Origin of the sequence: Flavobacterium alkalisoli (assembly GCF_008000935.1) — a bacterium.
GTDB lineage: Bacteria > Bacteroidota > Bacteroidia > Flavobacteriales > Flavobacteriaceae > Flavobacterium > Flavobacterium alkalisoli.
In genome coordinates, this window is sequence record NZ_CP042831.1 from 3,580,299 (window position 1) to 3,591,027 (window position 10,729).

19 protein-coding genes and 1 tRNA gene are annotated in these 10,729 nt (G+C 40.2%); 5 read left to right on the forward strand and 15 right to left on the reverse strand.

Features of this window, described 5'->3' with window-relative positions:
* Positions 1-39 precede the first annotated feature (39 nt).
* The 5 genes from FUA48_RS16140 (at position 40) to FUA48_RS16160 (ending at position 4,156) form a co-directional block, all read left to right on the forward strand.
* On the forward strand, positions 40-2,163 hold the full coding sequence (locus FUA48_RS16140; protein ID WP_147584489.1) for a phage tail tape measure protein: 2,124 nt from the start codon (positions 40-42) through the stop codon (positions 2,161-2,163).
* Positions 2,156-2,644 carry a phage virion morphogenesis protein gene (locus tag FUA48_RS16145; protein ID WP_147584490.1) on the forward strand — a complete coding sequence of 163 codons (489 nt, stop codon included), beginning with the start codon at positions 2,156-2,158 and terminating at the stop codon, positions 2,642-2,644. The genes FUA48_RS16140 and FUA48_RS16145 overlap by 8 nt, the downstream gene beginning before the upstream one ends.
* A gap of 7 nt (positions 2,645-2,651) precedes the next feature.
* Complete coding sequence (locus FUA48_RS16150; protein WP_147584491.1) at positions 2,652-3,185, forward strand: hypothetical protein; 534 nt, start codon at positions 2,652-2,654, stop codon at positions 3,183-3,185.
* A 90-nt stretch (positions 3,186-3,275) separates the two neighbouring features.
* Entirely contained in the window at positions 3,276-3,563 is a 288-nt protein-coding gene (locus tag FUA48_RS16155; protein WP_147584492.1) for a hypothetical protein, read from the forward strand.
* A gap of 26 nt (positions 3,564-3,589) precedes the next feature.
* A complete protein-coding gene (locus FUA48_RS16160) occupies positions 3,590-4,156 on the forward strand; it encodes a hypothetical protein (RefSeq protein ID WP_147584493.1) in 567 nt (188 codons plus the stop codon).
* Positions 4,157-4,178: 22 nt separating this feature from the next.
* Here FUA48_RS16160 and FUA48_RS16165 read toward each other — a convergent pair whose 3' ends face one another.
* The 15 genes from FUA48_RS16165 to FUA48_RS16225 form a co-directional block, all read right to left on the reverse strand.
* Entirely contained in the window at positions 4,179-4,643 is a 465-nt protein-coding gene (locus FUA48_RS16165; protein ID WP_147584494.1) for a hypothetical protein, read from the reverse strand.
* Positions 4,644-4,854: 211 nt separating this feature from the next.
* Positions 4,855-5,094, reverse strand: coding sequence for a DNA translocase FtsK (locus FUA48_RS16170; RefSeq protein ID WP_147584495.1), 240 nt, complete (start codon positions 5,092-5,094; stop codon positions 4,855-4,857).
* A 9-nt stretch (positions 5,095-5,103) separates the two neighbouring features.
* Positions 5,104-5,532, reverse strand: coding sequence for a hypothetical protein (locus tag FUA48_RS16175; RefSeq protein ID WP_147584496.1), 429 nt, complete (start codon positions 5,530-5,532; stop codon positions 5,104-5,106).
* A 21-nt stretch (positions 5,533-5,553) separates the two neighbouring features.
* A complete protein-coding gene (locus FUA48_RS16180; protein ID WP_147584497.1) occupies positions 5,554-5,997 on the reverse strand; it encodes a hypothetical protein in 444 nt (147 codons plus the stop codon).
* The gene (locus tag FUA48_RS16185) at positions 5,997-6,314 is read right to left on the reverse strand and encodes a hypothetical protein (protein ID WP_147584498.1); all 318 of its coding nucleotides are present in this window, start codon (positions 6,312-6,314) and stop codon (positions 5,997-5,999) included. Before FUA48_RS16185 ends, FUA48_RS16180 begins: the two co-directional genes overlap by 1 nt.
* Positions 6,311-6,916, reverse strand: a complete 606-nt coding sequence (locus FUA48_RS16190; RefSeq protein ID WP_147584499.1) for a hypothetical protein — start codon at positions 6,914-6,916, stop codon at positions 6,311-6,313. The genes FUA48_RS16185 and FUA48_RS16190 overlap by 4 nt, the downstream gene beginning before the upstream one ends.
* Position 6,917: 1 nt before the next feature.
* Positions 6,918-7,058: a hypothetical protein gene (locus FUA48_RS18445; protein ID WP_168197004.1), complete on the reverse strand. Its 141-nt coding sequence runs from the start codon at positions 7,056-7,058 to the stop codon at positions 6,918-6,920.
* Positions 7,048-7,284 carry a hypothetical protein gene (locus tag FUA48_RS16195; protein WP_147584500.1) on the reverse strand — a complete coding sequence of 79 codons (237 nt, stop codon included), beginning with the start codon at positions 7,282-7,284 and terminating at the stop codon, positions 7,048-7,050. Before FUA48_RS16195 ends, FUA48_RS18445 begins: the two co-directional genes overlap by 11 nt.
* On the reverse strand, positions 7,284-7,748 hold the full coding sequence (locus FUA48_RS16200; RefSeq protein ID WP_147584501.1) for a hypothetical protein: 465 nt from the start codon (positions 7,746-7,748) through the stop codon (positions 7,284-7,286). The genes FUA48_RS16195 and FUA48_RS16200 overlap by 1 nt, the downstream gene beginning before the upstream one ends.
* A gap of 63 nt (positions 7,749-7,811) precedes the next feature.
* Positions 7,812-8,066 (reverse strand): hypothetical protein, encoded by a 255-nt coding sequence (locus FUA48_RS16205; RefSeq protein ID WP_147584502.1) that lies wholly within the window; start codon positions 8,064-8,066, stop codon positions 7,812-7,814.
* Positions 8,067-8,155: 89 nt separating this feature from the next.
* Positions 8,156-8,329, reverse strand: a complete 174-nt coding sequence (locus FUA48_RS18450) for a hypothetical protein (protein WP_168197005.1) — start codon at positions 8,327-8,329, stop codon at positions 8,156-8,158.
* A 23-nt stretch (positions 8,330-8,352) separates the two neighbouring features.
* A tRNA-Leu gene (locus FUA48_RS16210) sits at positions 8,353-8,470 on the reverse strand.
* A 137-nt stretch (positions 8,471-8,607) separates the two neighbouring features.
* Positions 8,608-9,327, reverse strand: a complete 720-nt coding sequence (locus FUA48_RS16215) for a DUF3164 family protein (RefSeq protein ID WP_147584503.1) — start codon at positions 9,325-9,327, stop codon at positions 8,608-8,610.
* Between the two features lie 168 nt (positions 9,328-9,495).
* Positions 9,496-9,804, reverse strand: a complete 309-nt coding sequence (locus tag FUA48_RS16220; protein ID WP_147584504.1) for a hypothetical protein — start codon at positions 9,802-9,804, stop codon at positions 9,496-9,498.
* Positions 9,805-9,806: 2 nt separating this feature from the next.
* Positions 9,807-10,718, reverse strand: coding sequence for an ATP-binding protein (locus tag FUA48_RS16225; RefSeq protein ID WP_147584505.1), 912 nt, complete (start codon positions 10,716-10,718; stop codon positions 9,807-9,809).
* Positions 10,719-10,729: the final 11 nt, after the last annotated feature.

The window sequence follows — 10,729 nt, forward strand, 5'->3', positions numbered from 1 at the left end:
CCTTTAGTGATTACAAAGATATAAAATTATAAATATACTATGCCAAGCAAATTAGAATTATTAATGGAGCTTAAAAATAAGCTCTTTAACACTAAGCTAAAACAGGTGCAGGAAAAGCTTGGAAAGGCGACCGACTACATGAAAGGCAAACTAAGGAGCCTGAAAGAGTATACGGTGCGTTCCTTTAAGGCTATGACAGAGCAAATGCCTCTTTTTGGGCGGGCGGTGGAGTTACTCGGTAATCCTTACGTCTTGCTCGCCTCCGGTATCGTGGCCGTAACCGGGTTACTCGCTACCGGAGTTAACGAAGCAGGTAAGTTTAATGCCGAGTTCCTGAACATTAGGCAGCTTAACCTCGACAAGACCCAGGAACAACTTACCAACTATAAAACCCTAATCCGGGACTCTGCATTTGAGACAGGAAAGGCTGCTACCGATACGGCAAAGGCTTATTATGATATCCAGTCGGCATTGGGCTACTATGGTAAGGATGCCAAAGAGATATTTACACAGGTGGCCAACTTTAGCACCGCTACAGGAGCCGACCTGAACGACTCTATTAATGCCACAACAAAAGCCATTAAAGCCTTTGGGCTTGGTGTGGGAGACACCCGGATGTTACTGGAGAGTAACGCACGGGCGGTACAGGTAGGTATTACCACCTTTAAGGAACTGGCTCAGGTGCAAACGGAATATGCCGGAGCTGCTAAAGGTGCAGGTCAGAATGTAGATGTGGCCAACAAAATTTTTGCCGGGTTCACATCAATTGCAAAAGGAAGTGCCGAAGCCGCTAACATGACAAAGACAGCCTTTCAGGGGCTTACTCAGGAAGCCACAATAAAAGGGCTTAAATCAATAGGCGTTAGCCTGTATGACAATAAAGGGCAGGTAAGGGATTTAACTAAGGTTCTTGAGGAGGTAAACACCAAGTTCCAACGAATGACCCCTAAACAGATTGATGAGCTTATCAATAAGATAGGAGGCCCCGAAGGGTTAAGAGCTTTATTCGTTAAACTTAAGACCGGAGCTGATGACTTCTTTAACACCTTCAACGCTTTTGATGCCTCAAGCTTTAACCTTGACGATGCACTGAAGAACGCTAAAGGAGACTTTAAAACGCTTTCAACCATCGTTAAAAACAAGTTTAACACGGTAATGATAGGCTTAGGTGAAAAGATACTTCCTTCAGTAGCTCATGGCCTTGAGTTTTTAGAAAAGTTACTGGACAAGGTTTACAGGAATATGGATACTATAATCGTGGTTGTAAAGAGAGCAGCTTTGGCGTTTGCAGTATTCAAAACCACTAACCTGCTTGTGGCCTCATCGGTAGGTAAAGTGGCAATGGCATTTACAGGGGGATTGTCAAACGGCATTAAAGCGGCCACTACAGCTATGAAAGGGTTTAATACTGCATTTAAGTCTAACATGGTGGGGCTTATAGCATCTATGATTGCCACACTTGCAGTAAGTATCTCCGACCTGAAGTTTCAGAGTGAGGAGTTTCAAAAGTTCCTTGAGAAGGAAAAGACCTTTGACGAGAAGCGTGCAGGGCTTGTTAAAGGCACAAAGCTTGATTTAACCAAGTCTACACTGGCAAGTATTGATAAACGACAGGCAGAGGAGCTTAAAAGTACTGCACAGGGAAGGATACAGGAAATTGATAATTCTGTCTCTACCTTAAAAGCCACCTTAAAGGCAGGAGAAAACCAAAATGCAAAAAATATCAACAGTCTTTATAGACAGCTGAAGGAAGAACAGAAAAACCCTAATCAGTCATTCCCTGAAGTGCAAAAAAGGATAAAGAAACTCAAGTTTGACATAGACCAAAACATTAGGGAGATTACAGGAGGTTACACTTCCGACGACCTGACCAGTATGCGCAAAAAGAACGAGCAGATCCTGTCGAACCTTTCCGGGCGCAAATTAGTGGCAGATGATGAAAGGGGTAGCAGCGGTAGCTCTATGGCCAGTGAACAGGTAAACAGTGTAAGTGAAAGAGCTTCACAACCCCGCAGTATTACTATTAATATTGAAGCTCTTAACAAAGGCGGCATTAACACCTCAAAAACCACACTGGCCAACAAAACACCGGAGGAAATTGAGGAGTGGTTTAATGAGGCTATGATGAGAGTGCTTAGAGGTGTAGAGTTAAGCTATGAGTAGTAATATTTTTATCAAGCTTAAAAAGCTAAGCCGGATACATGAGGGCTTTGTCCCTAAAGCGGCCACAATAGCGGTTAACTTCAGCAAAGAACGCTTTGTTCAAAAAAACTGGGTTGACCGCAGCCGTGAGCCGTGGGAACCACGTAAGCGTAAAGACCGGGGTTCGTTAATGGTTAGAACCGGGCGGTTAAAACGTTCCATCCGTAAAATACGGGTTGGCCGCACTTACTTTATAATCGGTACCGATGTGCCTTATGCTCAGGCACATAATGACGGCCTTACCATTAACCGGACGGTTACGGTAAAGCAACACCAAAGAGCCGTAAGGAGAGGGCGCAATCAGCGTAAAGTAACCGTACAGGCACACACCCGGAAAATGGAGCGTACATTTAAAAAGAGGCAGTTTTTAGGGGAATCTCATGTACTAATGAGAAGGATTGAAAGAACACTTGAAAACGATATTAAAGCAGTTATAAAATAGTTTTAAAATGAAAGAGTTTTACAAAGAGCTTACCTCCAAAATTACAGGAGAGGAAGCCATAGAGAAGTTTACGGAAAAGAATGTTAAGGCCGTTGCAATGGTAGACCTTTACAAAGGGCAGTATTTGTATGAAAAGGAATTTGAACAGCTATTGCTCCCGGCCGTATTGGTAGAGTACAATATAAATCATGACACGAACACGGCAACCATTAGCCTGCATTGCTGTTGGGAACAGATATATGAAACCGATAATAAAAGTGCCGACAGGGAAAGTGCCTTACTGTTTTTTGACTGGCAGGACGTTCTATATGACCTCGTGTATCAGCTTGAAACAAAAAACACCGGAAAGCTAAAGCTTATTACTGAAGGACTGGCTCAGGATGAAAGCCCTACAACGGTACACATTTTTAGCTTTGAATGCAGTTACATGGGCAGGGTTAAAAAAGCTATAGACGGTTACAACCAAGCCAGTGGCGAAGATGTAACCACCACCGGAACCATAAAGACAAATACACAGCAGGTTGACTTTAACTTTGACTAAGAAAAAGTAAAACATTAACACTCATTTAACAGTTTAAAGCGGTATTATTTTTTTAATTTGTTCTTATTCAACCAATTAAATGTTAATCTTATGAAGAAAAAAACCTTACTACTTCTAACTTTTTTTGGAGCTGTAGCCACAGCTTTTCCTCAAACTCGTAAATGTGCCTGCGGCAGTTATTCATCAGGCCAAACAATTGAGTATACTGTTATAGATAGCGGTAGAGACTGTTGTGACGAAAGAGCTGTAGGTGTAAATAATGCTTACGCGTTTAAATGGGAACCTGCAGGCGCCAACAACTTTACTTTGGTAGAAACCATTACTTACCCGACAAGCCAACTTGCACAGAATGATTGTTGCGATGAAGACGCAGCTTAAGTTTAACGATTAAAAGAAAATACATTATGAAAAAAATATTTTGCATTTTAGCTTTTACATCTTTATTTGTAGGTTGTTCCGATGATAAAGATACTACTACTGAAGACACCTCTCTTAAGTCAAAGGTAGTTACTGAAGAAAGAGCCGGGGGGATGATTCCAAGGGACAGGATTATTTATAACACCCTTTCTGATGCTGAGAGTATACCTCTAACTAAATTAGAAGAGTTGTATAAAGAAGACGTAAGAACTGCTGAAGCTGATTATACAACCAACCTTAAAAACATGTGGTTAACTTTAATAAACCACAGAGTATATAATGAAGGTACTGAGGAGCAAAAATTGTTTTGGATTAATGAACAGATAGCTCTTGATAACAATCTGCCTCATTTTACAGGCTTTTATAACCTGCTTGCTTCATCCAAATTATTAAGTAATGCAGAGAAAGATAAAATTTTGAAAGATTTTATTGAAAAGAATGAAAAAGCAATTAGTGCCGTTCAATGGACTACACCTAAAAAGAAGAAGGCTAAGGAGATGGAACTTACCTACGCGACGAGTGTATATCAAAAACTCATATCCACACAAAAATAAAAAAAGCCCTCATATGAGGGCTTTACTTTTTCTTACCAAAGGTTTTAATATTTGGATTTTCCATAAACAATACAAGCTCTGAAGATTGATTATAATATTTCGCATCGAAACCTTTTAAACCTTTTATCTCTACATAGTCTTGTACTTTTTTAAGAGTCGGTTTATCCCAGTTCAGTTCTAAATAAAATCTATCCTTATTAAATTTATATTTATCAACCCTTACTGTTTGAACTTTTTCTTCAGTATAAGTTACCTCTATCTTTAATTCATTTTTTAGAGTCCATGAATAGGTCGTATATCCTAATAACGATTCTAAATTTCGAGTCTCCTCATCAGAGCTAATTACCTCTACAGGCTTCCCGTACTTTGACGTTAATTGCGCTTTGGACTTAAAGACAAAATCTTTAAGAGTTGCTCCGGTCAGTTCCTGAGCTTGTAAAGTTACTGCCGTGCTGAGCAGCAAAAATAAGGTAAGGATTTTTTTCATATTTCTGTTTTTAAGGTTGTACTGGTTCTGCTACCACTGCAATAGTATTGCAGCTATTACATTTACTTTCCCAATGCTTGTTTTTAAGGTAAGTTTCTATGTTCTCACTGCCGCAGCTTTCGCAATAATCTGTTATCATAGGTTATAAATGAGGTTCAAAGTTAGCAAAAAAAAGAGGCCTAAGCCTCTCTTTATCTATTATGGATTTACTTTACAAGTTCTGCAGGTGAGTTTCTAAGTCGTCCAGTGACTTGATTTGCACTACACAGTAAGGCTGTTCTCCCGTCACTATCTCAGCAGCTCTTAGCTGTTCTACAATCCTACTGGCTCTCATATAGCCTATTTTTAACTTCATTTGAAGTCTTGCAGGCCTTACTTCTCCTGTTTCGACAACTATTATAGCTGCATCTTTAAAGAGGTCATCTACCTCAATTTGTTCAGTTTTTGTCATGTTTTAAAACTATTTTAAAGGTTGTGCTTTTTGGGTTTTGTAGAATACGCCTATCTCGTTTCGGGTGTTGTTTTGCCATATCGACAAGACAATAAAATCAAGCTCCTTTATGTAGTTGCTAAACCGTATCTCTCTACCATCCGGGAGGTACACAATATACCAACAGTCGCCATTATTGAAAACCGAATATTCCAGAAGGTGTAAATCAAAGTACTCGCCTGTATAATCACTAAGGTTTAGTGTGATGTTGTCTTCAGCTATTTTTATCAGCACCTCTTTGCCGTTTTGCGCCGTGTAGTCTCCTAAGAGTTCTACCGGAACAGGATCATGTGATGTAAAATCTATTGGTTCATCATCGTAGTAATCTTCTACCGGGCTGCATGATGTGATAGCTATTATCACAATAACAAACACTACAGCTGCTATTATTTTTTCCATGATTTAAGAGTCTTTTAAAGGTTAATATTTATTCCATTCGTTCTCCCAATACCTTTGGTTGAGGTAAGTGGTAGGATTTGCCTTCTCTCTTTGAAGGTGTCGCCTTAAATGAGCATCATAAGGCTTAATGCCTGTTAGTGCGGCAATTTTATCGGCTTTAGACATCCGTTTCCAGATGTTAGCAGCCATAGGCTTTTTGCCAACCTTAAAAGCATAGGCATCCCAAAAGTGGTCAAAGCTCAGGTCAAGTTCACCGCCATGTACGGTAAAATTATTTATGGACATAAAGGTTCTAATACCCACCTCATTGAATGGGAATCTACCGTTATATAACCACTTCTTTTGCACATCGTTTAGCTCTCCGTCTAGCTCATACGACTGTAAGCTTCCGTTTAAATCGTATTTAAACACCAGTGAGCCTTCAAAGCTCGTCCCGGTTATGGTGTAAGTTTTTAAAGTACTCATTATGCTAATTTTTGATTGATTATTCCAATTATATCACGTGTTATCCTCCTGTTGTCAGTTTCGGTGTAGTCAATGAAGGTTAACAAGAACTGGTGCAGGGCAAAAGCTTCGTAATACTGTAATGAAATTTTGAATTTCTTATCTGATACCCGCTTATCTATAGCTTTTTTAAGAAGCTTATCTGCAACCTGAGACATAAGGTAAAAGGCACTTTTTTCACTTTTAAGCAAACCTCTTGACATTATAGGCAGGTTGTCTGCAATCAGCTCATTTATTATAGCTAACTGAAATATTGAAAGCTCTATTTTTAGTTTCATGCTTCAAGATATAATCCTGTTGATACCTGACTGTTGTACTCGCCACCCTGAACGCCTGACAAGGCCATCCTGTCTTTACGTTCCTTATCGGTAAGCGTTGAAAGGTCTACCGTTTCCAGTTGGTCTGTATGGTAAATCTTACTTGCTACCACATACTTTCTGAAAAACAAATCCTGAAGCTCAGCACGCCTTTTATTCTTTGTTTTAACTGACCTGCATCTGTTTATTTTAGGCAGGCAAAGCTTTTTATACTGTGCTTTCATGTGCCTGCGGAAATACTCGTATGCTGTATCTATAAGGATAAAATCAACATATTCAAGCTTCATAACTACCTCACGACACATCCTTGTATCCCTGTAAGCTGCCACTTCTTTGCCTTTTAAGAAATATTCTATCAGTTGTGAAAGCAGCATAAGCTCCAAATTGGTAGAATATTTAAAAGTGTATCGCCTGAGCTTTATTGCTGCTATGGCCGACTCATCTAAGTTGTACTTTTTTAAAAGCTTGTCAAGGGCTTTTTTAGCAGCTTCACGCTCTCCCTGTTCGCCTCGGTTCACAAGCTCGTAAACCTTAGCAATTTTGTTTTGTACTTCTTCTGTCATACTAACTTTGTGTTATAGGTTTGTCTAAATGCGCCCCGCAGGCTGTACAGGCTGTTACTGTAGTTTCACACGTGGCAGAACTGTCCAGAACCTTAGTGTACCGGCTCTCGTGAGCGCATGCTTTTTCTTCGTTATTCTTCATCCGGAAATAGTTTAGTTTGATTGTTCTCTGCTTCTTTAAGCTTTTTTAGTTCCCTTTCGGCAGGTATGCCCAGGTACTCGTCAAAAGTGCGTTTAGAGATGTGGTAATGAGGCAGGATGTACGTTTTGTAGATGTGTACATTAGTCATACCAAGCGACTGACAGTCTTTTGTAAGGTTCTGTATCTCTATAATGCGGGTGTAATAGTTTTTCTTGTTATAGGCCACTAATTAAAGTTAGGTTTAGGAAGCCCTTTAGAGTGGAAATAAGCCTTTGTCCCGGCTTTTGCCGCCGAACGGCTATAATTACTCTCTATGCCTCTAAACTGCTTTACAAGGCGCTCTAATTCGTCAAGCTCATACTCGTTCAGTCGCTTTTTGAGTATGCTGCTGTTTAACATGAAGCGGTTAAACACTTTCCAGTCGTTTGGATTGTGTATCCCGGTTCTTTGAGCGATGGTTAATACTTCACTTCTTAACTTCCTTTTGGCAAGCTCCGTGTTTGCATCAAGGTTAGTCCTATATCTGTAATCGTTGTCGAGCTTTTCGCACAGCTCGTCGATTTCAATACTTAACAAATCCTTACTGCTTTGGGTTCTGCCGGAAGTCCATGCATAAATTAGCTCATGGCGTTGCTTTTCGTCAATGCCATACTTGCTAAAGAGGGTCATTAGTTTTCTTGTTGTTGCCATGATTTACATAATTTATTAGCTCCGCTCCCGGTCTCGAACCGGGATGAGTGCCACTGCGGATTGTTACTTACTTAATTCTGTTTGAACAATTAAGCGATTAGCGATGTAATTAAAATCAAGAGGATCTATTTCCTCTTCTGTAAACTTGATGTAAATGTGTTGTGGAGCGCTTGTTGCTAACACGCGAATGAAATCACTCATGTTGTCGCCCTCTCTTAGTTCATCTAACCCTATATAATTTTCACTCTCTTCATCAAATAGGGTTTGAAGTGCCGACAACACCTTACCTGCGTACTTAATTTGTTTTTCTATGTTCATTTTTAGTATTTAAATTTGTTCCCTGAGCGGGATTCGAACTCGCAGTAAAAGGCATTCCAATTTGCCTTCAGGGATAACCAACTACCTAACTAATCATACTTTTCTGCAATGTCTACAGCTATTGTAAGTAATAAAGCTGCGACAAAAGGCATCCAAATTGGGCTAAGAACCCAACCCCAGTTCCAGTCAATTAGCTCTGTTAATTTTAGAGCGATGAACAGTACCTGTATTACTGTCCAGAGTTTAAATTTGCTTTTTTCCATATCTATGATTGTTTTAAAATTTGCTCCCTGAGCGGGACTCGAACCCGCACGTACCTCCTCCTTTAGGATTACAAAGGATTTACACCTTTCGTTGCACTCGCCCTCTCGTGGGCTATCGTCTACCAATTTCGACATCAGGGAAAACCAACTAACCAATTTTCCTTTTGTTCCGATATGTCAATGAACTTTATTTGCTCCCTGAGCAGGACTCGAACCCGCAGTAAAAGGCATTCCAATTCGCCTTCAGGGATAACCAACTAACCAAATAAACACACTACTTATAAGCTCGAAAACTGTACGTTTATATCCTGCCACTTTCCGTTTTCATCAACCGCATAAGCTCGGCAGTAAGTTGATGAGCCTGTAACTCGCTGACAGTCTACAAGCTTATCAAACTCCTCTATCAGGGCGGCATCACCTAAGTCATTTACCTGCTTGCGGGCTTTGGTTAGGAGCTTGGCATCGTAATCGCCTTTTGAGTTCTTCATCAGGATGCCGTCCAGAAGGTTGTAAAAGCCCTTATTCCTGTCCTGAAACTTCGCCCTGAATATGTCTCGTATAGAGTTAATATGAACAATTGCCTCCTCTGTGAACTCAAAGCGTTCCTGACGCTCTACCTGCACCTTCATTTTGCCGTCATCACTTTTAAAAGTGAAAGTGTTTTGCTCCTTCAGCTCTTTACCGTTAACCTCAAACATCTTTTTAAACAGCTCGTTTGCCTGAGTGATAGTGTCAGCCTTTAGCTTGACAAGCAGCTCACTTGCTGCCCTGAACTGGCTCACAGTGTCACTAATAAATTTTTCCTTTTGTTTCTCAAAAGCTGCCTTTTTAGCTTTGTTCTCGGCATCCTTTTGCTCCTTACGATAGGCAAGTATGCGCTCAAGCTCTGCATCGCTTAATCCTTCAATGTCAATAGGCTTGTTTGTTAACCCTTGCTGAATCTGAGAACCTACCGTTTCAGCTCTGTTTACCTCAATATCTTCTACCTTTGTTTTCATGTTATTTCTAATTGTATGTTGTAATTAAATTTTGTTTTTAACTCGTTTAAATACCTGTTGGTTTGCTCATCGTTATAAGGCACATTACTGTCCTTTTGTTGGGGTCATAGCGATAAAGTTTCTTTATCCTTTGGTGCAGCTTATACCTTCGGTTTTGCTGAGCGGCTGTCATACCTTAATTTTTCGAAGTCCGCTGTTTTCCAAATCCATAAGCTTGTTTACATGGTAGTCACGGGACTGCTTGTTAAGCCTGTAATCATGTGTACCTTCGGGGTTCGCTAAAAGCCATTCATTAAGCTTGGCTATTTTTCTCTCAAGTTGGTCGGCATTCATTTCCATTGGTTGGCGTTTTTGTTGGTTAATTCTGTCGTACATTCTCTGAGCTATAGCTCCGGCAATACTTAACACTGGTTTTCCTGACGGCGTGGTTAAGATTAAGTGCCTCTTTTCCGGGTTGTAGATGTAGTTTGCTGTCATAACTAAGCTTTTTGGGTTATTAACTCTCTTTTTATTACTCGCTTAACCCTTCTCATGTCCTGTACAACCTGTAAGATTTGCTTTTGACCTTCCTGTCCTATAGTCACAGGCAAAGGGTTACATTCTTTAAATATCTTTTGTGCTTTAGTTTTGTCGTGTATGCCGTTAGCCTGACATATCATTTCGATATCTTTAGCTGTAGAACCTATAAGGGTTACATAGTTTCGGCCAAAGCGGCTGTCTATCTCGTCATAGCCTTTAGAGTTAAGCCTTACGCCGTTTTTAATCTCTTTTTTAAGGTTCTCAGTGCCACATATTACAAGCCCCACCTTATCTTCAAGCTCATTAAAAAACGGTATCAGGTAACGAAGTGCCGGAGCTTTAAGCTTGTCGGCCTCATCTATGATTAAAAGAGGCTTTTCAAAGGCTCTCTCATTAAAGAAGTTGATTATTTTAGCACCTAACTTGTAAACCGATACTGCGCCTCTTGGTATCTCTATCCCAAGACTTGTAGTCAGTTCTGTTAAAAACTCACGTTTTGCCCATTCGTTTGCCTTTATTCTGTACACGCCCGGCATAGTTTTTACAAATACCTCAATAGCGGCAGATTTACCCGCTCCGGCTTTTTCTGATATTGGTATAAACAGGCTTTGTTCTTTAGCGTCGTTTAATACTGTCCAGATGGTTTTAAAGTTGGTAGTTTCGGCAATTTGCCAACCTGAGAAAACTACATTTAATCGGCCTGCGACCTTCATCCACATTTCAGGCTTAATAAGGTTCCAGTTACCGTTTATCATATTGGAGATTGTCGCATTTGACACATCGCATTTAACAGATACTTTGTTCCCGCTTCCTAATGCTGTTATTTCACGGTTTATGGCTGTTACAATCTCGCTTTTTTGTACATTTGTCATGGTTTACTTGA